At 67.6% G+C, this 20,420-nt stretch carries 23 protein-coding genes; 7 read left to right on the top strand and 16 right to left on the bottom strand.

The window, feature by feature from the left end:
- Positions 1-30 precede the first annotated feature (30 nt).
- Positions 31-2,211 carry a penicillin-binding protein 1C gene (gene pbpC / locus EJI01_RS26655; RefSeq protein ID WP_126840133.1) on the bottom strand — a complete coding sequence of 727 codons (2,181 nt, stop codon included), beginning with the start codon at positions 2,209-2,211 and terminating at the stop codon, positions 31-33.
- 282 nt (positions 2,212-2,493) lie between these two features.
- Here pbpC and EJI01_RS26650 point away from each other — a divergent pair, with 282 nt between their 5' ends.
- Positions 2,494-2,709, top strand: a complete 216-nt coding sequence (locus EJI01_RS26650; protein ID WP_126840132.1) for a thrombospondin type 3 repeat-containing protein — start codon at positions 2,494-2,496, stop codon at positions 2,707-2,709.
- Positions 2,710-2,721: 12 nt separating this feature from the next.
- Here the strand turns inward: EJI01_RS26650 and EJI01_RS26645 are convergent, their stop codons facing one another.
- From EJI01_RS26645 to EJI01_RS26580, 14 genes are all read right to left on the bottom strand, one after another.
- Positions 2,722-3,135, bottom strand: coding sequence for a GFA family protein (locus tag EJI01_RS26645; protein WP_221885723.1), 414 nt, complete (start codon positions 3,133-3,135; stop codon positions 2,722-2,724).
- A 99-nt stretch (positions 3,136-3,234) separates the two neighbouring features.
- The gene (locus tag EJI01_RS26640; RefSeq protein ID WP_126840131.1) at positions 3,235-3,534 is read right to left on the bottom strand and encodes an antibiotic biosynthesis monooxygenase family protein; all 300 of its coding nucleotides are present in this window, start codon (positions 3,532-3,534) and stop codon (positions 3,235-3,237) included.
- Between the two features lie 24 nt (positions 3,535-3,558).
- A complete protein-coding gene (locus tag EJI01_RS26635; protein ID WP_126840130.1) occupies positions 3,559-4,017 on the bottom strand; it encodes a hypothetical protein in 459 nt (152 codons plus the stop codon).
- A 7-nt stretch (positions 4,018-4,024) separates the two neighbouring features.
- A complete protein-coding gene (locus EJI01_RS26630; RefSeq protein ID WP_126840129.1) occupies positions 4,025-4,291 on the bottom strand; it encodes a hypothetical protein in 267 nt (88 codons plus the stop codon).
- Positions 4,291-4,740 carry a GNAT family N-acetyltransferase gene (locus EJI01_RS26625; protein WP_126840128.1) on the bottom strand — a complete coding sequence of 150 codons (450 nt, stop codon included), beginning with the start codon at positions 4,738-4,740 and terminating at the stop codon, positions 4,291-4,293. Before EJI01_RS26625 ends, EJI01_RS26630 begins: the two co-directional genes overlap by 1 nt.
- A 12-nt stretch (positions 4,741-4,752) precedes the next feature.
- Positions 4,753-5,172 carry a PaaI family thioesterase gene (locus tag EJI01_RS26620; protein WP_126840127.1) on the bottom strand — a complete coding sequence of 140 codons (420 nt, stop codon included), beginning with the start codon at positions 5,170-5,172 and terminating at the stop codon, positions 4,753-4,755.
- Positions 5,169-5,807, bottom strand: a complete 639-nt coding sequence (locus EJI01_RS26615) for a DJ-1/PfpI family protein (protein ID WP_126840126.1) — start codon at positions 5,805-5,807, stop codon at positions 5,169-5,171. The genes EJI01_RS26620 and EJI01_RS26615 overlap by 4 nt, the downstream gene beginning before the upstream one ends.
- On the bottom strand, positions 5,804-6,103 hold the full coding sequence (locus EJI01_RS26610; protein WP_126840142.1) for a DUF2277 domain-containing protein: 300 nt from the start codon (positions 6,101-6,103) through the stop codon (positions 5,804-5,806). Before EJI01_RS26610 ends, EJI01_RS26615 begins: the two co-directional genes overlap by 4 nt.
- 32 nt (positions 6,104-6,135) lie before the next feature.
- Entirely contained in the window at positions 6,136-6,486 is a 351-nt protein-coding gene (locus EJI01_RS26605; protein ID WP_185879077.1) for a DUF3574 domain-containing protein, read from the bottom strand.
- Between the two features lie 76 nt (positions 6,487-6,562).
- The gene (locus EJI01_RS26600; protein ID WP_126840124.1) at positions 6,563-7,048 is read right to left on the bottom strand and encodes a DUF3592 domain-containing protein; all 486 of its coding nucleotides are present in this window, start codon (positions 7,046-7,048) and stop codon (positions 6,563-6,565) included.
- The gene (locus EJI01_RS26595) at positions 7,029-7,403 is read right to left on the bottom strand and encodes a DUF4406 domain-containing protein (protein WP_221885722.1); all 375 of its coding nucleotides are present in this window, start codon (positions 7,401-7,403) and stop codon (positions 7,029-7,031) included. Before EJI01_RS26595 ends, EJI01_RS26600 begins: the two co-directional genes overlap by 20 nt.
- A gap of 25 nt (positions 7,404-7,428) precedes the next feature.
- Positions 7,429-7,932, bottom strand: coding sequence for a DinB family protein (locus EJI01_RS26590; RefSeq protein ID WP_126840123.1), 504 nt, complete (start codon positions 7,930-7,932; stop codon positions 7,429-7,431).
- A 25-nt stretch (positions 7,933-7,957) separates the two neighbouring features.
- Positions 7,958-8,347 carry a RidA family protein gene (locus tag EJI01_RS26585; RefSeq protein ID WP_126840122.1) on the bottom strand — a complete coding sequence of 130 codons (390 nt, stop codon included), beginning with the start codon at positions 8,345-8,347 and terminating at the stop codon, positions 7,958-7,960.
- Between the two features lie 10 nt (positions 8,348-8,357).
- Entirely contained in the window at positions 8,358-8,663 is a 306-nt protein-coding gene (locus tag EJI01_RS26580) for a DUF1330 domain-containing protein (RefSeq protein ID WP_126840121.1), read from the bottom strand.
- A 158-nt stretch (positions 8,664-8,821) separates the two neighbouring features.
- On the opposite strand from EJI01_RS26580, the gene EJI01_RS26575 reads away from it, so the two are divergent.
- Positions 8,822-9,721 carry an arginase family protein gene (locus EJI01_RS26575; protein WP_126840120.1) on the top strand — a complete coding sequence of 300 codons (900 nt, stop codon included), beginning with the start codon at positions 8,822-8,824 and terminating at the stop codon, positions 9,719-9,721.
- 33 nt (positions 9,722-9,754) lie between these two features.
- Here EJI01_RS26575 and EJI01_RS26570 read toward each other — a convergent pair whose 3' ends face one another.
- The gene (locus EJI01_RS26570) at positions 9,755-15,781 is read right to left on the bottom strand and encodes an alpha-2-macroglobulin family protein (protein ID WP_126840119.1); all 6,027 of its coding nucleotides are present in this window, start codon (positions 15,779-15,781) and stop codon (positions 9,755-9,757) included.
- A 34-nt stretch (positions 15,782-15,815) separates the two neighbouring features.
- Here EJI01_RS26570 and EJI01_RS26565 point away from each other — a divergent pair, with 34 nt between their 5' ends.
- From EJI01_RS26565 to EJI01_RS26545, 5 genes are all read left to right on the top strand, one after another.
- A complete protein-coding gene (locus EJI01_RS26565) occupies positions 15,816-17,060 on the top strand; it encodes a glycosyltransferase family 4 protein (protein ID WP_126840118.1) in 1,245 nt (414 codons plus the stop codon).
- Between the two features lie 48 nt (positions 17,061-17,108).
- Positions 17,109-18,254 (top strand): OpgC domain-containing protein, encoded by a 1,146-nt coding sequence (opgC, locus tag EJI01_RS26560; protein ID WP_126840117.1) that lies wholly within the window; start codon positions 17,109-17,111, stop codon positions 18,252-18,254.
- A gap of 101 nt (positions 18,255-18,355) precedes the next feature.
- A complete protein-coding gene (locus EJI01_RS26555; protein ID WP_126840116.1) occupies positions 18,356-18,859 on the top strand; it encodes a hypothetical protein in 504 nt (167 codons plus the stop codon).
- A 590-nt stretch (positions 18,860-19,449) separates the two neighbouring features.
- On the top strand, positions 19,450-20,076 hold the full coding sequence (locus EJI01_RS26550) for a hypothetical protein (protein WP_126840115.1): 627 nt from the start codon (positions 19,450-19,452) through the stop codon (positions 20,074-20,076).
- A 57-nt stretch (positions 20,077-20,133) separates the two neighbouring features.
- The coding region (locus EJI01_RS26545) for an ESPR domain-containing protein (protein ID WP_185879076.1) at positions 20,134-20,420 on the top strand (287 nt) is incomplete at its 3' end.

Here is a 20,420-nt window from a genome sequence, read left to right as displayed (position 1 = left end):
CAAGCGCCGGATTGTGCGCGACTGCGCGTCTCAGCGCTTGACACGCGCGACGACGCCGGCGCCGCGCACTTCGAGCTTGACCTGGTCGAGCACCTGGCCGCGCGCATCGACCAGCTCCACCACGTGCCGGCCCGGCCAGGGCAGCCACTGTGCGCTGCTGCCGCGCGCGAAGAGCTTGCCGTCGATGCGCCACTGCAGGCCGCGGCCCTCGGCCTCGAAGCGCACGCGCTGGTGCCGGGGCGGGATGTCGGGATCGAGCGCGATGACGGTGCCATCCGAAGGCGCGATGATGCGCGGCGCCGACTCGGCCGCGGCGCCGGGGATGGCGAACAGCGACTGCTCGGTGCCTGCGATGAACCATTCATCGCGCGCCGCTTCGAGCTCGTCGCCGAAGCGCACGCGCGAGCGCACCACGCCGGGCGGCGGCGCCGGTGCGCGGCTGGCTTCGCGGCGATGCAGAAAGCCCATCAGCTCGGCCCACACGGGCGCGGCGCCGCTGGTGCCGCTCACGTCCCACATCGGAGCCCCGCTCGCATTGCCCACCCACACGCCGACCGTGTAGCGCTCGGACCAGCCGACCGCCCAGTTGTCGCGCACGTCCTTGCTGGTGCCGGTCTTCACCGCGCTCCAGAAGCGCGTGCCGAGCACGCTGTCGAGGCCGAAGGTGCGGGCACGCGCATTGACGTCGCTGAGGATGTCGCCCACGATGAACGCAGCACGCGGATCGATGGCCGGCGTGTTGCTCCTTCCCCCTCTGGGGGAAGGCTGGGATGGGGGCATCGGCGCCACCAGAAACCGCGTCTCCCCAACCCTTCCCCCATTCGCCAGCGTCCGATACGCATTCGTCAACCCCAGCAGCGACACCTCCGCGCTCCCTAGCGCCAGGCTGTAGCCGTAGTAGTCGCCGTTCTGCGCCAGCGGCAGGCCTGCCGCGCGCAGCTGGTGTGCAAAGGAGGCCGGCGACACCATCACCAGCGTGCGCACGGCGGGCACGTTGAGCGAGGCCGCCAGCGCGGTGCGCACCGAGACGTGGCCCTTGAACTGGCGATCGTAGTTCTGCGGGATGTAGAGGCCGCTCGCGGTGCTGATTTGCGCCGAGGAGTCGTCGAGCAGCGAGGCCGCCGTGAGCCGCCGCTCGGCAATCGCCTGCGCGTAGAGCAGCGGCTTCAGCGTGGAGCCCGGCTGGCGCTGCGCGAGCACGCCGTCGACTTCGGCCGCGCGGCTCAGCTCGCCCGAGGAGCCGACCCACGCCAGCACCTCGCCGCTCGCATTGTCGAGCACCACCAGCGCGCCGTCTTCGACATTGCGGCCGCGCAGTTCGCGCAGGTGGCGCTGCAAGGTCGCGAGCGCAAAGCGCTGCAAGGGCGCCCGCAGCGTCGTGCGGATCCCGTCCTGCTCCCTCTCCCTCTGGGAGAGGGTTGGGGTGAGGGCGCGGCGCGCCAGATGCGGTGCGATTCCTTCGCTCGCCTCGAAGGTCTTGCGCTGCAAAGCCGCGGTCGTGAACATGTCCAGCGCCTCGCAATCCACCCTGGCGCCCGCCTCCATCGCCCGCATCACCTCGCAGGCGCGCTGCGCCACCAGCGCCGGCCTGGCGTTGGGCGCGCGCACCAGCGCCGCCGCCACCGCCGCCTCGCGCGCGTCGAGCCCGTGCGGCGCCTTGCCGAAGAGCGTGCGCGAAAGCGCATCGATGCCGACGATCTCGCCGCGGAAGGGCACGCTGTTGAGGTAGGCCTCGAGGATCTGGTCCTTGCGCCAGTGGCGTTCCAGCTGTTGCGCCGCCACGGTCTGCCCGAGCTTCTGCGTGATGCTGCGCCCGCCGCCGCCGCGGCGCAGATCGTCGTCCAGCAGGCCCGCGAGCTGCATCGTGATGGTCGATGCGCCGCGCGTGCGCGTGTTCCACACATTGCCCCAGGCCGCGGCCGAAACCGCGCGCCAGTCGACGCCGCTGTGCGCATAGAAGCGCTTGTCCTCGCTCAGCACCATGGCCGTGCGCAGCGCCGGCGACACCTCGGCGAGCGCGATCCATTGGCCACGGCGCACCTGGGGGTCGGTGCGCACGCGCTGCAGCAGCTCGCCGTGGCGGTCGAGCACCCGGGTGTCGGAGGGGCGGAACTCGCGCCGCACTTCGTCGAAGCTGGCAATCGCCTGCGCCTCGCCGGCGAGGGCGGCGAGCAGTGTCAGCGCCAGCAGGGCGGCTCGGGTGCGTGGCATGGGGCCGCTAGCTTGCCACAGCCGGCCGCTGCGTCCTAGCCGGCGGCTGCCGTGCTTTTCGAAGCGCCGCAAGTTGCACGCCGATGCATGAAAGCGGTGTGGGCCTACTCGCGAACAGGGGCCCGTGCCGGTGCGGCAGCGCGGCGCACTGAGCATCTTGGATGAGCACATCCGGTAACCGGCTTCACGCAAAGGCGAAAGCCGGATACCGGCCGGACACCGGCGCAGCCGATGATGGCTTCGTCGGGTCTACCCGATCGACCGAAGCTCAAGGAGAACCAAATGAAAACACTGCTCGCACTGCTCGTCGCATCCGCCACCCTGGCCGGCTGCGTGGCCGTCCCGTACGACAGCGGCCGACCGCCGCCGCGCTATCAAGGCCATGGCTATGGCGACAGGGACCGCGACGGCGTACCCAACCGCTACGACCGCGATCGCGACAACGACGGCGTGCCGAATCGCCGCGACAGCCGGCCGAACAACCCCAATCGGTATTGAGCGTGCCGCCTGCTACTCCTGGGGCGGAAACTCCGGGTAGCGGGGCAGGGCGTCGGTGAAGTGCACCCAGGGCAGGCGCTTCGACTCCCAGTAATGGAGCGTGGGGGCCACTTGGCCCGGGTCGTCCAGGCTCCCGATCGTGATGTCGACGAGCCCCGGGATGTAGTCCGCGGTGAAGCTGATCTGCGTGCCGCAGCGGGCGCAGAAGCCGCGGCGGGCACCCGGCGACGACTCGTAGAGGGCCGGCGCACCGTCGGGGAATGCCACCTGCGATTCCTGGTACATCGCCCAGGCCACGGCCGGCGCTGCATTCGCACGGCGGCACATCGAGCAATGGCACAGTGCCGCCATCACCGGATCGCCAGTGATGCGGTAGCGAACCGAGCCGCATTGGCAGCCGCCTTCGAGTACAGAGGGATTGGGCACGAGTTCTCCTTTTGTGCTGATGTCAATCTTGGTAAGGTCCCTGCTCCGATGCGCCTGCGGAAGCTGCGCGTCGAGCGATCGCTGTCCATGCTGCCTCCTTCACAACACCACTTCGTAGTGGCGAGCGCTGCGGTCGTACTCCACCATCATGTCCTGCACTTCCCGGGGAACGACAGCCGCCTCGGCATCTTCCCCGGCGAAGCCGTGGATCGACTCCAGAGATGCCCATCGGGTGACGACCAGGAACTCCACGCCCAGCGCCTGGGAGCGGCGCAGTATCGATGCGCTGATGAAGCCGGGGATCGTTTTCAGCGCCGGAAAGGTCTCGGTGCGCAGATGCTCGACATAGGCATCTGCCTGGGCGGGCTTCGCTAGGCCTCGCCAGTGACGTGAAATCATGAGTGGACCTCCATGGTGCACGCCTCAATCCGAGGTGCGCGCATGAGCCAGCTCCCTGAGTGTTTGGACCTGCCAAGTGTGCTCGGCTTCGAAGGCCGACGGATCGTTGACCGCATAGCCGCCGTAGGCATAGACAGAGGCATAGGCAGCATAGCCGGCCGCTTCGAGGGCCCGCCCGGCAAGCGCCTTGGCCACGGCATAGGTCGCGGAGACCGCCGCATGGGCCGAGCCGTCGATCGAGCTGGAGCCGCGATGGCTGTTGGCCACCGCCGCTGTCTCCTGCGTTGCCTGAACCAGCGCGGCCCGGTCCGACCGGCCTTCGACAAAGGCCGCCAGGACCGAGACGCCGTCGATCGCTCTGGGGTCTTCCAGCAAATGCTGTATGCGGCGAACACAGGCAAGACCGAAGGCGAGGCGAAGCGGCTCGTGCTGCTGCGCATCGATGCCGAGTTCGGCCGCGAGAAGGGAGAGTTCCTGATTCATGGCAGCCTCAAAAGACTTTCCACTTGAGGAGCACGGCCGCGACCGCCGGCAGGCCGAAGATCAGCAGAAAGATCGGCAACTCCTCGGCCACCGAATAGCCGGCCTTCGCCACCCCAACCCACATGTTGACCGCGGCGACCACGAACCAGAGCGCCGCGAAGACGATGGTCGCCGTGCGCATGGCATCGGCGCGGCCGTTGGACAGCAGCTTGACGGCACCGAAGCAGGCCGCCATGAGAACGAACCCTCCGACAATGAAGATCAGCGTGCGCATCAAGGTCCTTTCTGGTTCACCGGAAAAGCGTAGAGGACGAACGGCTCCGGATCTTCGATGGCGCCCGCCGCCGCGTACAGGCCGCGAGCCGCCTCGTTGTTCGGCTCCGTGGCGACCCAGGCTTCGGTGCAGCCCAGCGCCCTGGCGCGCGACAGCAATGCCGCGACCAGCCGGCGGCCGATGCCCCGGCGCTGGTGGCTGGGCGCGACGCCGACCTCGTTGATAAAGAGCTGCGCGCGCTGGTCGGGGTGGATGTAGTGGACGCCGGAAGCCATGCCCACGACCTGCTCGCCATCCAGCGCGACCGCCAGATGGTGCCGCGGATCGTTCAGGAACTCCTCGGCAAGCTTCGACTGCACGTCGAAGTCGAACACGTCCGGCGCCACGTTCGCAAGCACCTCGGCCTCGTCGGGACCGAGCAATCTCACGACGACGGATGCGCCTTTCATGAAGCTCTGCCGCTAGGCGTCCATGACCAGCTGCGTCTGCGTGACGACGGCGCACAGCTTGCCTTCGGCGGAGCGGATCGTCGTCTGCCACACCATGGTGGTCCGCCCCCGGTGCAGGGCGAGGCATTCGGCCGTGATCGTCGTGTTCGCGCGCGCGCCGCCGATGAACTTGGTGCTGGAGTCCGTGGTCGTCGTCCGTTTGCCCTGCGGCATGTTGATGAAGGTACCGACCGCGCCGAGCGTGTCGGCGAAAGCCATATAGGCCCCGCCATGCAGGATCCCGCCGGTGGTGCAGAGATCGGGCCGCACGGCGAGCTCGGCCACCACGCGCTCCGCTTCGAGCGCGACGATGCGCACGCCCATCAGGCCCGGGAACAGCGGGTTCAGGATCTGCTGGACGGCTTCGACGGAGGGGAGAGGCTGGGCGGTCATGGGTCGGCTCTCGTGTTCTTGATGTAGGCCGGTGCCTGCGCATGATTCTCGTAGCCGCCGTACCTGGTGGAAGAGGGGTAATACTCCGCGCCGAACTGCACCTTGCCGGCGGCCTCTTCGCCGGCTTCGCTAGCGATGAAGGCGAGCATGAGATCGGTGCCGGCGGAGACGCCCGCCGACGTCCAGACCATGCCGTCCTGCACATAGCGCTGCTCGAGCACCTCGACATCGCCGAGCGCGCGCAGGCGCTCCAGGGAGCCCCAGTGCGTCGTTGCCTTCCTGCCCGAAAGCAGGCCCGCCGCGTGCAGCACGAAGGCACCGGTGCAGACCGACATCACGGCCCTGCAGTTCTTCGCCTGGTCGGCGACGAAGTCGACGAACACGGGGTTGCCGACTTCCCGGCGCGTGCCTTGGCCCCCCGGAACGAGCAGGTAGTCCAGCACGGGGCAATCGGCGAAGGACACATGCGGGTTGATCAACAAGCCCTTCGCGCAAGTGACGGGCCCGGGCGATTGGCTCACGATGAGGCAGTTCTGCGGGCCGTCGGCGTGCCGGCTCCACATGGTGAGCATTTCCCACGGGCCCACGAAGTCGAGCTCCTCGACTTGCTGGAAGACCAGGATGCCGAAGTTCATGAAGCTTCCTTCAAGGGCCGGTATGGCTGCGCCCCGAATCGGTTCGCCGACCTGGCGCGCGCCCGTTCTGCCTCGATCTCGCGGTCGCGCGGATCGGCGGTGGTCACCAGCGACTCGATCAGGACGCGGGCCGCGCTCGCCACGTCTTCCACCGCGCGATCGAAGGCCTCCTGGTTGAGCTTGGACGGGCTGTTGAAGCCGCTGAGCTTGCGCACGAACTGCAGGGACGCGGCCCGTATCTCTTCATCCGTCGCGGGAGGTTCGAAGTTGAACAGGGTCTTGATGTTTCTGCACATGGTCGGTCGCTCCACGAGTTCGATTTTCAAGTCTAGAAGGATACGCAGGCCCTTGCCTTGACGCGCAGCACAGCCTCTTGCTGGAACTGCACCTTGTACGCCGCGATGACTTCCTGCACGGCGCGCTCGCTGGCCGCGTCGTCGGGGTGAACGAGCTGGAGCAGCTGCGACGCCTCTTGAACGATCGCGCCATCGGCGCCGCGCCACTGCCCCGACGCAGGCGACACGGTCAGGCCTTGCGGAAAGCGCGGCGTGACGGTGCCTTTCAGGAACTCGGCCCACTCCGCGGACGTCACCATGCCACCGCGGGGCTTGCCGGTACCGAAGAACAGCGAATCTTGAACGAGCGCCTGCTCTGCGCTCGCGCAGCCGGTGCCATGCATCGGCGCACATGCCGCGAGAGTGGCTGTCAATAGCGCGAGGAACGCAAGGCGATCGAGAGACATCACGCCTCGCGTTTTAGCGCCTCTCTTTTCGTTTGCGCAAGCCGTAGGCCAAGACGCCAAGCCCCAGGGCCGCGATGGGAAGCAGGTACAGCAGCACGCCGAGCCGGGGTTTGCTCCTGTCGATCACGGCCTGCGCGGGATCGGCCTTGTCCACGTACACATGCACCGGACTTCCCGGTGGGAAGCGCGCCACGACCGCTTGCGCCGATGCGGCATCGCGCCATCCGTCGCCGGCGAAGAAGTAGCGATCGCTCTGGTAGGCCTTCCCGCCCACGTTGTAGCGGTAGACGATGCGTGGCGCGAAGGATTCGCCATGCGCGGCGGCCGTGCTGCCGTTGGACCGAACCGAGGCCTCGAGGACCGTTGCGCCGACGGGGATGAAGGAGGAATGCGCTTGCGACTGCCGCACGTAGGAGCCGAGTGCGACGTAGATGAAATAGAAGGCCGCGATCAGGATGACGAGGCCGCCCACGGCGATGTCATAGCGGCGTGTCGGCATGGGGTATTTCCTCCAGCGCGTGGTAGACGGCCTTTCCGTGCTGCCGGGCGAGCGCCACCATCTCGTCGGCGCCGGCAGACGCGCCGCCGATGCGCAGGCAGCCGTCGCACTGGGCGACCAGCCTGCGCGAGATCGGGTGGAAGATCTCGTTGAACACGGCATCCCCGATGCGCCTGGAGCCCGCGTGCTCGATGAGCGGAAGCGCGAACCACTCGCCCATGACGGGCAGGTGGCCGGCGCGGAACAGCCGGAGCGAGGTTTCGGTCATCGCCGCGACGTTCTTGGCGATGAGCAAGGGGTCGTCATTCGTGCCGGAGCGGTAGGGGCCGGCGACCAGGATCATCAGGGGTTTCATTTGGATTGTTTTGTTGGAGTGAGCGTCAATCGGAGCGTGCACGCGAGGCTTCGATCTTTCCGAGCAGCCATTGAAGCCCTGCCAGGTGCTGCTGGTCATGGCTGCAAAGATAGTGCACCAGGCTGCGCAGCGACAGCGGGCCGTAGCCTTCGAACTCCGCGGTGCGATCGAATTCTTCGTCGGTCAGGCTGGTGATGAGCGCGAGGGTCTTCGCACGTGCTTCCCTGAAAGAGGCGAACACGGCGGCCGGATCGGCCGTGGCGTAGGAGCGCGACTTGGCAAGCGCCTCGCTGTCGATGGATGCGAGCAAGGGCTTGGACTCGGTCAGCGTGCGCTGGAAGCGCAGGTGATAGCCCTCGATCTCGATGTCGCGCACATGGCAGATCTGCTCGAGGGCGGTGAATGCCTCGCTGGGCACGCCATCCCAGGACGGCGGCGCCCAGTGCTTGAACGCTGCCGGGACGGCGGCGTAGTGCGCCTCCAGCTGTTGTGGGAAGTCTGCGAGGGCCTGGAGCGTGATCAGGTTCATGGGCGGTGAACTGTTGCTGCCGAACTCAGGCTCGCGAATGCTTCCGCGCCGTGACCTGGATCTCGATCTTCATCCGCGGATCCGCCAGGCCCGCTGAGATCATCGTGGCCGCAGGGCGCACCTCCCCGAGGTACTTGCGCAGAACGGGCCAGCATGATTCGAACTCCGTGGCCTTCGGCAGTATGTAGGTCACGCGGACGACGTCCTTCAAGCTCGCATCCGCTTGCTGCAATGCGGACTCGATGTTCTTCAGGCACTGCTCGGCCTGCTCGACCACGCTGTCCGGGATCGCCATCGTTGCGTAGTCGAAACCCGTGGTGCCCGAGACGAACACCCAGTCGCCGTCGACGACGGCGCGCGAGTAGCCGATCTGCTCTTCGAAGGTGGAGCCTGAGCTGATGAGTTTTCGGGTCATGGTCTGTCCATCAAGATGGCTGCGGACCGTCGTAGCCTTCGATGATGACCAGATCGATGGTGGAAACCGGCAAGCGCAGCTTGAGCGCTTCCTGGTATTCGGGCGACTTCCAGCAGTCCAGGGCCGCCTGGTACGACGGGAATTCGATCACGACGTTGCGCGTGCGGCTCGTGCCCTCGGGATTCTCGAAGCGGCCGGCGCGCACGAGGAAGTGCGCCCCGAACATCCCGAAAGGCTTCGCGTTGGCTGCGACGTAGGCCTTGTAGCCCTCCGCATCGGCAACGTCGACCCGGGCAATCCAGTATCCCTTTGGCATTTGCTATCTCCTTCGACTGCTGAAAAAAGGCGTGCGATTTTCTCCTACGCCATGACTCACGTCGATCCTGCCGAGGCGTCGGGCGAAGTCGGCTTTCATTCCCCCGGTGACGGGAATCTCAGGCCCGCGCCAGCCTTCCGTTTCGAGGAGAAGGAGCAATGCATCATCGCAGCTACGCCATCATAGAGGCGCCGTCGATCCTTGGTCTCAAGCCCAACGGCGTGGAGCAATTGCCGCAAGCGCTGCTGGGTCACGGCCTTGCCCGGAAGCTCAATGCACGTCTCGCCGCGCGGCTGATGCCGCCGCCCTACGATCCGGAGATCGATCCCGAGACGCGAACGCTCAACGCGCAAGCGATCGCCGAGTGGTCGCCGCAGCTCGCCGACGCGGTCGAGGATGTGCTCGAGCGGGACGAGTTTCCTGTGGTCCTTGGCGGCGATTGCTCGATCCTGCTAGGCCCCGCCTTGGCTTTGCGGCGGCGCGGCCGCTATGGCCTGTTGTTCGTGGATGGACACGCCGACTTCTACCAGCCCGAGGTCAACCCCAACGGTGAGGCGGCGTCGATGGATCTGGCCTTCGCGACGGGCCGCGGTCCGGCGCTGCTTACCGATCTCGAGGGCCGTGCACCGCTGGTACGCGAGGAGGACGCCGTCGCCTTCGGCTTTCGCGACATGGAGGAGCAGGCGGAATACGGCAGTCAACCGCTGCCTGACGCTCTGAAGGCGTTCGACCTGCCGACCGTGCGGCGCATGGGCGTGGTCGCGGCGGCGACCGCCGCCGTCGAACATCTCGTGCGTCCGGAACTCGACGGCTTCTTCATTCATGTCGATGCCGACTGCCTGGACGACGCGGTCATGCCCGCCGTCGAATATCGCATTCCAGATGGGCTGACGCCTGAAGAGTTGAGCAGCACGCTCAAGATCGCGCTCGCCAGCGGCAAGGCGGTTGGCATCGAGGTGACGGTGTACAACCCTCGGCTCGACAAGAACGGGGATGCCGGGCGCGTGCTCGCATGGGCTCTCGCCGATTCTCTAGGCAGCAGCGCGCAAGCAGCGTAGCTGCCGATGCACGACGCCGAAGTGCGCTTGCCGCTACTTCACCCCTTCCACCTTCAGCCGCCCATTCGGCAACTCCCCGAACATCTCCGGCGCATAGAGCGCTTCGACCCGGCTCGGCGGCAGCGCAAAGTCCCCGACATTGTTCAGGCGCACCGTGTACTCCATCTTCACCACGCCCTTCGGCAGGTGCTGGTAGTAGCTGCGGAAGGCCTCGAAGCTGCGCTCCTCGAAAGCAGGCCAGCCGCTGCCTGACCGCTTCTCGCCCTGCGTCGCGATCTGCGAATCGCGGCCCAGGCCGCCGCCGAGGATGGTGGCTCCGCCGGGGATCGGGTCGGTGACCGCGACCCAGGTCATGTCGGCGCTGGCGTTGACTTCCAGGCTCACGCGCAGCACGTCGCCGCGCGTATAGATGCCCTGCACGGCCTGCTCGACCGGCGTGATGGTTTTCTTGATCGCATAGCCTGCCGCGAACGGTGCCTTCAACTGCACCGCGGCGATGGACTGCAGTGTGAGCCAGGGCTTGCCGCTGCCGGACTGGGTGACCAGCAGGGTGTCGGGCGCCGCGTTCGATGCCGGCCAAGGCAGGAACATGGTGTTGTTGCGCAAGTTGCCCGGCGCGGCAGGCGCGCCGAAGGCGGTGGTCTGGTTCGACGCACCGCTCGCGTCGCTGGTCTTCACGCGCTCGACCTTGCGCCAGTCCACCTGAGCCTTGATGGCGCCGAGGTTGGCCGCGGTGATGCCCGCGACCGGCGCGCTTTCGAACTGTTTCGAGAATTTTTCCAGCGCCAGCCCGCCCCACAGGTTGGCGGTGGTGGTGTGCCAGGCGCCGTTCTGCTGGCGGCCGATGAAGCCGGTGGCCAGTTTGCCGATGTCGTCCTTCCAGGCCGGATCGTCCAGCACCGTGAGCAGCAGGCGAGCGGTATTGACGTCGCCGTTGGTCATCAGCCACCACCAGTAGTCCTCGCGTTCGGTGCTGAAGACCAGCTTGGTCCCTTGATAGGACAGGCGCGCCTTGAGCACGTTGTTCGCCTCCTCGATGCGCTGCTGGCGCTGCGGCACATCCGGCACGCGCTTGAGGATGTCGAGCCAGTCGATGACGGCGCCGGTCGGCCACTGGTTGGGTGCGATGGTGATGCTGCCGGCCATGCGGCCCTGCGCCTTGCCGTAGCGCGAGAGCGCTTCGAGCGCGGCGAGCTTGCGCACGTCGAGATCCTTCCGCGGGCTCCAGAACTCGCGCTGGATCCTGCCCTCGACGAAGGCGATCAGGCCTTGTTCCATCGGCGCTCGCGTCGCGTCGGGCAGCGCGAAGGCCGGATCGAGCGCGGCCGCCTCGTGCGTGGCCGCGAGCAGGTAGGCCGTCAAGATGTCGCTGCCGCGGTTGGCCTCGCCGTCGCGCGGCGGGAAGTAGTTGGCCAGGCCGTCGCCGTCGAGGTAGCTCGGCAGCTGCGCCAGCACCGCCTGCCAGGCCTTGCCGTCGCGCAGGCCGATGGACTTGCTGGCCTTCTGCTCCAGGCAGGCATAGGGGTAGGCGGCGAACCAGTCGCGCACGCCCGTCAGGCCTTCGGCCAGCCGGGGCTGCAGAGAAAGCTTCAGGCCGCCGCGGCCGGGCAGGGCGTCGGCGGGCGGCGCCACGTCGAGCGTGAAGGGGCCGTCGAGCTGCACCAGCGTGGCCTGCTGCACCGTCAATGGCACGGCCGGCACGATGCGCTGGCGCACCTTCAGCGCATCGCGCGCCCCGCCGATCGTGTCCCTGGCCTCGATCTCCCACAGGAGCGCCTCGGCGCGCGTTTGCGCGAGCTGCGCGGGCGCGGTCACGTTCCAGGCGAGCTCGCGCGCTTCGCCGGCCGGAATGTCGACCGTCTGCGGTTCCAGATTGAGCAGCAGCGTGGCGCGCGGCGAGGCTTCGACCTTCATCGGCTTTTGCGTGGTGTTGCGCAGCGTGATCTGGGCGCGGAACTGGTCGTCCTCGCGCACCAGCGGCGGCAGGCCGCTCGCGATCTGCAGGTCCTGCGTGGCCTGGATCGTTGTCTGGCCGGTGCCGAACAGGCCGGTGCCCGCGTCGGCCACCGCGACGATCTTGAAAGTGGTGAGCGCATCGTTGAGCGGCACCGTCACCGTGGCCTGGCCGTTGGCGTCGAGCACCACCGCCGGGTTCCACAGCAGTAAGGTGTCGAGCAGCTCGCGCGTCTGGCCCTTGCCGCCGCCGCCGCCCGCGGGCACGGCCTTGCGGCCGTAGTGCCGGCGGCCGACGATTTCCATCTGCGCCGTCGAGGTGCTCACGCCCCAGCTGCGCCGCTGCAGCATCGCCTCGAGCAGCTTCCAGCTGTCGTTGGGCATCAGCTCCAGCAGTGCCTGGTCGACCGCGGCCAGCGCGACCTCGGCACCGGCCGCGGGCTTGCCGTCGGGTAGCCTGGCCGAGATGGTGACCAGCGCCTTGCCGCGCACCGGGTAGCTGGGCTTGTCGCTCGTCACCTTGACCTCGATCTGGTGCGCCTGCGTGCCGACGCGAATTTCGGCCAGGCCGAGCCGGTAGGCCGGTTTGCTCAGATCGACCAGCGCCGTCGGCGCCACGTATTCCTTGCCCTCGTACCAGAAGGCGGTCCACCATTCACGCGGCGCCTTGAAGCCCCAGGTAAAGAAGCTGTACCACGGCACCTCGCGCAGCCGCCCGCGCAGCGCGAGCACGCTCACGTAGGCGTTGGGTCCCCACTCGGACTTGACCCGCAGGCTCACCGTCGGGTCCTGGCCGTTGAGCTGCACCACCTGCGTCTCGATCACGCCTTCGCGCTCCACCGACACCAGCGCGGTCGCAAAGCGGAAGGGGCTGCGCACCTGGAACTTGGCCGTCTCGCCGGGCTGGTAGCTCTTCTTCTCGGGCAGCACGTCGATGCGGTCGTGGTCCTCGCCGCCGAACCAGAGCTCGCCCTGTCTGGTGACGTAGACCGAACTCGCGGCGCGGCTGTCGCGGCCGTCCTTGTCGGTGGCGCTGGCGATCAGCTCGACCTGGCCGGCTTCCTTGAGCTCGGCCTCGCACAGGAGCAGGCCACGCGCATCGCTCTTGCCGCTGCACACGGTGCCGATCTCCTTGACCTCGGTCTTGTTGTCGTAGGTGTAGAAGCCGCCCACCATGCGCTTGCGGCTGGTGGTGGTGATGCGGGCGACGGCGCGCACGTTGAGCGTCACGCCTTCCTGCGGCTTGCCTGCGAGGTCGAGGGCCAGGGCCTGGAACTTGAGCTTCTGGCTGGTCGAGACCCAGCCCTCGGTCTTGATGCCGGCGATCACGGCCGCGGGCCACAGCGTCTGCACGCTGCGCAAGGTCTGCACCTCGCCGTTCGGGTCGGAGTAGGTGGCTTCGAGCAGCAGCTCGCGCGGCGTCGCCTTGGCCAGCGGAATCTTCTCGATCGTGAGCTTGCCGGCGCCGTTCTTGTCGAGCGTGAGCGGCAGCTTGTCGGCGATCACGCGCAGGTCCTGCGCAGTCGAATCGGATTCGTCGGCGTCGACCGCGACGAGGCCATCCTTGCGCGGCGGCGAGAAGCTGAAGACGTCGAAGTCGGCGAACGAGAGGCTCTTGGCGCGCACCGCCGCCGACACGCGCACCGGCAGATTGGCCGCGCCGCCGCCGGCCACGTAGTTGATCTGCACATCCGTCGGCAGCGAGGTGGCGGCCACCAGCGGTTTCTTCTCGCTCGGCGCGATGCGGCCTTCGAGCACCGGCAGGCGGAATTCCTCGACGCGGAACTGGCCCGTGCTGTAGCTGCCGCCTTGGTCGCCGTCCGTGCCTTCCTTGCCGCTCCTGAGCTCGACCTGGTAGACGCCGAGCTTGGCCGCGGGCGGGATCGCGAAGGTGTTCTCGCCGCTTCGGCCGCCGGTCGCGGTCTGGCGCCACTTCAGCGCTTGCGTGTACTGCTGGCCGCTGCCCATATGCGTGACGACCAGCGTGTCGGGCAGGGTGTCCGGCAGCCCGAAGCCCTTGCTGGTCTGGGTGCGGATCAGGTGCTTCATCGACACCGTTTCGCCGGCGCGCAGCAGGGTGCGGTCGAACACCGTGTGGGCGATGCGGTCGGGCTGCGGCTCCATGCTGGTCGGCACGTTGAAGCGCCAGGGCTCGATGCCGCGCTGCCAGTCGCTCCAGGTGAAGGCGAGGTCTTCCACGCCCTTGTCGTCTTTGGCGCGGGCGCTCACGAAGTAGGCATCGCCGCTGTAGTCGTCTTCGGTGGCGCAGGTCGGCGCGTTCGGCGCGATGCCGCTCAAGTGCACCAGGCCGTGCGCATCGGTGCTGCCCGCGGCCACTTCGCGGCCGTTGCAGTCCGAGACGCGCACGGCGGCATTGGCCACCACCTTGCCCTTGTCCAGCGTCGTGACCCAGGCCACCGCGTTCTCGCGCCCCAGCTTGAAGTGCACCGCGAGATTGGTGGCCAGTGCCGTGGTGCGGACGTACATCGTGCGGCCGGCGCCGTAGCGCTCGTCGAGCAGCGCGTCGCCGAGTTTCTGCGATGCGATCTCGAGCACGTGGAAGCCGGGCGTGAGCGGAATGCCGATCACCTCGAAGGGCCGCGGGTCGCCGCCCTCGGCCTTGGGCATGTCCAGCGTCTTCACGTGGGCCTGGCCGCCGAGCAGCGAGACCATGCGGGTCTGGATGCGCTCGCGGTCCTCCTTGTCGATCACTTTGGGCAGTGCGCCCTTGACGTCGCGCGCCGCCTGCTTGCGGTCGACTGTGTAGTTGGTGTCGTAGCGCCGGACCTTGCGGAACCACGCGATGATCTCGGCGTCGGTCTTCGGATTCATGTCGCTGACCTTGCCCAGCACAGTTCCGAAGCTCATGGCCTGCACCTGCAGCGCGGGCTCGACGCGCCGCACCGTCACCGGCATCAGCGCCGTGCCGCCGGGCTCGGCCAGGCGCTCGACCACGGCGAAGGGCGAGGCGGCGAACTTCGCCAGCGGCGGCATCGCGCCGGTCGAAACCTTCAGCGGAAAGCTGTCGGGCGAGGCCAGCGCGCGGCCCGAGGCATCGACGAACTTCGGAGGCAACTCGATCGTGAATGGCGTCTGTTCGGCGAAGGGCGGCGGAAAGCTCACCGAATCGACCACCGCATCGTCGGCCGCGTTCTCGTCGTCGAACTTCGGCTTGATGGTCTTGCTGCCGCCCTTCTGCGTGATCTGCGCCGCCAGCTTGCGCGACACCGGCGCATTGAACTGCAGCACCATCGGCTTGAGCGGCAGGCAGGCCGATTGCGCGTTTTCGCGCTCGCAGGTGAATGAGACGGCAAAGGGCTCGCGCACCTCGAAGTTGAGCCGCCGCTCGATGTTGTTGACCACGCCCGAAGGCGTGGCAACGCCCTTGCCGTAGACCAGCTGCACGCGGCCGCCCGGCGTCAGCGTGCGGTTGCATTGCAGCGTGACGAAGCGCAGCGGCGTCTTCTCGGCCTCCTTGTCGCGTCCGAAGGCCTTGAGCAGGGCGGTGCGCTGCTCGCCCTCGACGAGCTTGACGGGAACGCGCTCGCCGACGCCGTCGGCCTGGCACCAGATGTTCTCGTGCACGCTCTCGAGCGTGGCCGGCCCGTTGAGCTCGAGCATGAACTGCTGCTCTTCATCGATCTTGCCGTAGCTCGGCTGGTGGTTGCGCACGAAGGGGCCGCCGCTGTTGAACTGGTAGCGTTCGAGCCCCGTGAGCTCGGCGCCGGAAGCCGACTTGAACGAACTCACCCGCGTCGCCGTGCAGCGCACGCCGGGCGGCAGGTCGTTCTCGAAGTCGTACACCCACTGCTTCTCGCCGGTCCAGCGGCCGGTGCCCTTGGCCGCCTGCGCGTCGGTGCAGCTCACGGCCAGCGGCGCGGGTGCCTTGGGATCGCCGAAGTTGACGGCCGCCTGGTCGAACTTGGCCACCACCTGCCGGATGCGCGCCACCTCGCCCTGCGGCGTGAAGCTGGTGATCTGCAGCGCATGCGCGCCGAGAGAGATAAAGGCCAGTGCGGCGGCCGCGAGGGCGCGCGTTGTCGTTCTCGTTTTCAACAGACTTCTCCTTCGGGGCGCGAGCGTAGCGCAACTGGGCGCAAGCGCCATGGCACGCCATGTGCCTCCACTATGATCGATCGATATGAAACTGTTGTTGAGCCACCCTGCAGGCAACCAGAATGTGCGCGCCATGCTCGATGGACTGGAGACAGCCGGCATGCTGGCCCGCTTCTCGACCACGCTTGCCGTCTCGCCGGACAGCTTCGCACTGAAGCTGGTGCCCGAGGGCGTGAGCCGCGACCTGCTGCGGCGGCGCTTCAAGGTGCCGCGCGAGAAGATCCTGCAGCACCCCCTGCGCGAGGTGGCGCGAGCCGTGTGCAACAAGATCGGCTGGGGCTATCCGCTGCGCCACGAAGAGGGCTTTGCTTCGATCGACGGCGTGCTGCAGGACTTCGATCGCTTCACCGCGGGGGTCCTGCCGAAGGTCCACCGGCAGCATGGCCTGGGCGCCGTCTACACCTACGAAGACTCCGCCCTCGACACCTTCAAGGCCGCGAAGGCGCTGGACCTGAAATGCGTCTACGACCTGCCCATTTCCTACTGGGAGGTAGGCCGCCGGCTGATGGAAGACGAACTGCAGCGCCTGCCGGCCTGGGCCGCCGCCATGGGCGGCGGCATGTCCGACTCGCCGGCCAAGCTGGAGCGCAAGGCGCAGGAGCTGGCGCTGGCCGACCTGGTGGTGGTGCCCAGCCGCTTCGTGGCCGACTCGCTGCCCTCCTGGGCGGCGCAGAAGGCCAAGGTGCTGTCGCCCTTCGGCTCGCCGATTTCGACCGCCGCGCCCTCGCGCGAGGCGCCTGATTCTTCGCGGCCGCTGCGCGTGCTCTTCGTCGGCTCCATGGGCCAGCGCAAGGGGCTGGCCGACCTGTTCCAGGCCATGCAATTGCTCACGGGCGAGAACATCGAGCTCATCGTCATGGGCTCCCTGCTGGCCGACCTGGATTTCTACCGCAGCCAGTACCCCGGCTTCACGCACGAGAAGGGCCGCCCCCATGCCGAGGTGCTGAAGCTGATGCGCAGCTGCGACGTGTTCTGCCTTCCTTCGCTCTACGAAGGGCGCGCGCTGGTGATGCAGGAGGCGATGAGCCAGGGCCTGCCGGTGGTCATCACGCCCAACACCGGCGGCGAAGACCTCGTGATCGAGGGCAAGACCGGCTTCCTGGTGCCCATCCGCTCGCCCGAGAAGATCGCCGAGAAGCTGGCCTGGTTCAACCAGAACCGGCAGGAGCTTCCCGCGATGAAAGAGGCGGCGATGCAGCATGCGGCCAGCTACACCTGGCCCAACTACAGCCAGGTCGTGATCGACGCGATCCGCAAGCTGGCGCCGTAGCGAATCCACCTGCCTGACCGCCGGGCGATTGCCGCCCGGACCCCTCCGATGAATCGCTACTGGGAAATCGATGCGCTGCGCGGCTTGATGCTCGTGCTGATGACCGTCACCCACCTGCCGACGCGCTTCACCGATCCGCTGGGGCAGCCCTTCGGCTTCGTCTCGGCGGCCGAGGGCTTCGTCCTGCTGTCGGCCTTCGTCGCCGGGCTGGTCTACACGCGCATCGGGCAGCGCCAGGGCGTCGATTCGATGCGTCGCGCCTTCTGGCGGCGCGCGCTCAAGGTCTACATGGCGCAGGCGGCGACGCTGCTGTTCCTCTTCACCATCGTCGGCACGGTCGGTACCCGCATCGACCAGCCGGCGGTGACGAACCTGCTCTCGTACTACCTGGCGGATCCATCGGAAGCCTTTGTCTTCTCGCTGTTGCTGGTCTACGAGCCGGCCTTGCTCGACATCCTGCCGATGTACATCTTCTTCATGCTGATGAGCCCCTGGGTGCTGGCCTTCGCCCTGCGCCACGGCTGGACCGGCGTGGTGGTTGCCAGCGCGACGCTGTGGGCGCTGGCGCAGTTCGGGCTCAGCGAGTGGCTCTACGCGCTGGCGGCGCGCCATCTCGGCCTGCCCGTGCCCTTTCACGAGATGGGCGCCTTCAATGCCTTCGCCTGGCAGTTCCTGTGGTTCGCGGGGCTGTGGATGGGCGCGAGCCGCAACGCGCCCGATGCGAAGCCGTTCCGTTTTTCGAACTGGCTGGTGGCACTGGCCGCGGCGGCGGCGCTTTACGGCTTCTGGTGGCGGCACCACGGCATCAACGGCCAGGCGCCCTTCGGCGGCGACGAACAGATGAACCTGCTGTTCGACAAGTGGCAGCTCGGGCCGCTGCGCATCGTCAACCTCGTGGTGCTCGGCATCCTCGCAGTGCGCTTCGGGCCGGCCTTCATGCGGCGCATTCCGCGAATGCATGGGCTCGAAGCCATGGGTTCAGCCTCGCTGCCGGTGTTTTGCGCACACCTGGTGGCGGTGCTGCTGGTGCTGGCCTTCTATGGCGACAGCCAGACCGCGCGGCCGTGGTGGGGAGATGTGCTGCTGCTGGCGGCGGTGCTCGGCTGGCTCTACGCGGTTGCACGCACCGCACTCTGGCGGAGGCGCCGGGCCCGGGACAAGAACGACGGCGCTCCCTCCGTCTGGCCGGACTGAGCACTAGTTCACGCAAGTCGACGGAAATTCCGGCGCGCGAGTGGAGCAGGCCAGGCTGTACGCTGGTTCGCGACAACATCGGGTGGAGGAGAAGTATGACGATGGAACTGAACGCAAAACCGCTGCGGGCCGGCGGCTACCTGTTGACAATGCTCGCGCTCGTGGCCTGTTCGCCGCGCGTGCCCAGCAAGCTCGACGAACCCATGATCCAGAGCCTCACCAGCGCGGGTGCACGCGCGGCCGCGCAGCGTGACGCCGACGCCTTGTGCAGCCAGCTCACCGACGACGCGAAGATCCGCCTCGTCGAGGTGCGCTTCACGGGTTCGGACATCAAGCGCTTCGACAAGGCGCAGTGGTGCGAGTACCTGAAGCTGGGCTACGCGGCCATGCCTGCCAACGTGGAGGTGAGCACCAGCGTGAACCTGCGCTCCATCACCATCGCTGCGGACGGCAAGAGCGCAGGCGTGGAAGCGGACGTCATCGAGGAGATGAATCTGGGCGGACGCGGCCTGCGCATGACCAGCCAACAGAGCGCGACCGTGGTGCTGGTGGCGGGGCAGGCGAAGTATTCGGAGGTGAGTGCGCGGATGACGGGTGGGCAGTGAGCAGGCGGCATCGCGCAGCACGCCGCATGCTCTGCGAGCCTTGAGCGCGCGGATGGCGAGCGGCCAGTGATCTGAGGCGATCGGGGCTCAGCGCTTCGGCGCCGAAGGGCGCCGCGACAATTGATCAGATTTGCAGGGCGCACCCCGCCCCAGAATGATCGCCCTCGCAACCAGAACGAGCAGGGCAGGCAGTGCGATTCAGGGAAGGCGCGGGGCCGAAGAGCCCCTTCATCCACACCTATGCAGCACGGCGTCGGGCATCGACGTCGGCGTTGTCGCGTCTGCTCGTTCTGCGTTCCTTCTCCTCAATTCCTGAAGAAAGGGGGTCGGCCGCGCTCAAGAACCGCATCCCCCACTGAAATCCCATTTTGTTCATCACGCACACGCATATGCACATCCAAAACAAGATTCTCATTCCCTCATTGCTGTCACTCCTTCTGCTTCAAGCCTGTGGGGGCGGGGGTGGCGGGGGCGCAGCTTTTCCCATCGCGCCTCCGCCGGCTGCGGATGCACCTCCTGCGCCGCCGCCTGCAACTGCAGATTCCGGTTCGGTCTCTGTGCCATTCGAGCCTCGTCCCGGCGCACGCTACATGCTGCTCGGCGTGAACTCTCAGAGCTTCGGCACCCTCACGCAGAGCACGCAGGCAGCCAGCGGAGCCATGACGAAGCTGAACGACACCACGCTCACCGGTGCCACCACGACCAAGGAAATCAGTGGCGATGCGAACTTCGCGCTCGGCCGCTGGGTGGCCGGGACCGTCACGCGAAGCTCCGGCGCCGAAACGCTCACCGGCACGGACAACCGCGCCTATCACTACGTTGCGTTCAATGCGTTGCCGGCGCTGCCGACCACCGGCTCCGCTAGCTGTGATGCGGGCGTATTCACCGCGCCAACCTACGTCGGTGGGGCGACGGGGGAAGCTAACGCCGGCACCGCGACGGGATCCGCGAGCCTCGCGTTCGACGGCACCGGTGGCGTTGTGAGCGGCACCCTGAGCATCGCCGTCGGTGGCACGACGGGAACGGTCGCCATCAACGGCACTGTCACGTCACCGAGCAGCACGTCCATCACCGGGGCGTTCCTTTCCGGCGGCTCGGGCGCTGCGATCCAGCTGGGCGACCACGGCGGCGGTGCTTATGTCGTCGCCGCGGGCTACGCCGCGACGCTGTCGAACGGCGCGCGCTACACGGGCGTCGCCAAGTTCCGCTGCGTCTGAAGCCGCGCGGAGGCGGACGGCCTCGTTCGCCTCCTCTCAATGCAGGGAGAGAAGAACATGAACAAGCACCTTCACCGCATCGTCTTCAACGCCGCCCGCGGCATGCGCATGGTCGTGCAGGAGACGGCCATGAGCGCTGGCAAGGCCACGGGGGCGACCTCGGCCGTGGTGGCGACTGCACTGGCTGGCCTGCTGGCCGTTGCACCGGCGCCGGCGCAGATCGTCGGCGCGCCGGGCGTGGCGCCCAACCTGCGGCCCACGGTGCTGCTGGCGCCCAATGGCGTGCCGCTGGTCAATATCCAGACGCCCAGCGCAGCCGGCGTCTCGCGCAACCTCTTCAACCA

It is taken from the genome of Variovorax sp. MHTC-1, from assembly GCF_003984645.1.
GTDB lineage: Bacteria > Pseudomonadota > Gammaproteobacteria > Burkholderiales > Burkholderiaceae_C > Variovorax.
This window is presented reverse-complemented; position numbering and strand designations above follow the sequence as displayed.

Coding starts and splice junctions, on each gene's coding strand:
- EJI01_RS26650 (WP_126840132.1), top strand. CDS start 2,494: ATGAAAACACTGCTCGCACTGCTCGTCGCATCCGCCACCCTGGCCGGC.
- EJI01_RS26595 (WP_221885722.1), bottom strand. CDS start 7,403: ATGAAACCCCTGATGATCCTGGTCGCCGGCCCCTACCGCTCCGGCACG.
- EJI01_RS26555 (WP_126840116.1), top strand. CDS start 18,356: ATGGAACTGAACGCAAAACCGCTGCGGGCCGGCGGCTACCTGTTGACA.
- EJI01_RS26585 (WP_126840122.1), bottom strand. CDS start 8,347: ATGACCCGAAAACTCATCAGCTCAGGCTCCACCTTCGAAGAGCAGATC.
- EJI01_RS26625 (WP_126840128.1), bottom strand. CDS start 4,740: ATGAAAGGCGCATCCGTCGTCGTGAGATTGCTCGGTCCCGACGAGGCC.
- EJI01_RS26575 (WP_126840120.1), top strand. CDS start 8,822: ATGCATCATCGCAGCTACGCCATCATAGAGGCGCCGTCGATCCTTGGT.
- pbpC (WP_126840133.1), bottom strand. CDS start 2,211: ATGCCACGCACCCGAGCCGCCCTGCTGGCGCTGACACTGCTCGCCGCC.
- EJI01_RS26570 (WP_126840119.1), bottom strand. CDS start 15,781: ATGGCGCTTGCGCCCAGTTGCGCTACGCTCGCGCCCCGAAGGAGAAGT.
- EJI01_RS26630 (WP_126840129.1), bottom strand. CDS start 4,291: ATGCGCACGCTGATCTTCATTGTCGGAGGGTTCGTTCTCATGGCGGCC.
- EJI01_RS26590 (WP_126840123.1), bottom strand. CDS start 7,932: ATGAACCTGATCACGCTCCAGGCCCTCGCAGACTTCCCACAACAGCTG.
- EJI01_RS26635 (WP_126840130.1), bottom strand. CDS start 4,017: ATGAATCAGGAACTCTCCCTTCTCGCGGCCGAACTCGGCATCGATGCG.
- EJI01_RS26605 (WP_185879077.1), bottom strand. CDS start 6,486: ATGCATGGCACCGGCTGCGCGAGCGCAGAGCAGGCGCTCGTTCAAGAT.
- EJI01_RS26640 (WP_126840131.1), bottom strand. CDS start 3,534: ATGATTTCACGTCACTGGCGAGGCCTAGCGAAGCCCGCCCAGGCAGAT.
- EJI01_RS26565 (WP_126840118.1), top strand. CDS start 15,816: ATGAAACTGTTGTTGAGCCACCCTGCAGGCAACCAGAATGTGCGCGCC.
- opgC (WP_126840117.1), top strand. CDS start 17,109: ATGAATCGCTACTGGGAAATCGATGCGCTGCGCGGCTTGATGCTCGTG.
- EJI01_RS26550 (WP_126840115.1), top strand. CDS start 19,450: ATGCTGCTCGGCGTGAACTCTCAGAGCTTCGGCACCCTCACGCAGAGC.
- EJI01_RS26620 (WP_126840127.1), bottom strand. CDS start 5,172: ATGACCGCCCAGCCTCTCCCCTCCGTCGAAGCCGTCCAGCAGATCCTG.
- EJI01_RS26610 (WP_126840142.1), bottom strand. CDS start 6,103: ATGTGCAGAAACATCAAGACCCTGTTCAACTTCGAACCTCCCGCGACG.
- EJI01_RS26580 (WP_126840121.1), bottom strand. CDS start 8,663: ATGCCAAAGGGATACTGGATTGCCCGGGTCGACGTTGCCGATGCGGAG.
- EJI01_RS26600 (WP_126840124.1), bottom strand. CDS start 7,048: ATGCCGACACGCCGCTATGACATCGCCGTGGGCGGCCTCGTCATCCTG.
- EJI01_RS26615 (WP_126840126.1), bottom strand. CDS start 5,807: ATGAACTTCGGCATCCTGGTCTTCCAGCAAGTCGAGGAGCTCGACTTC.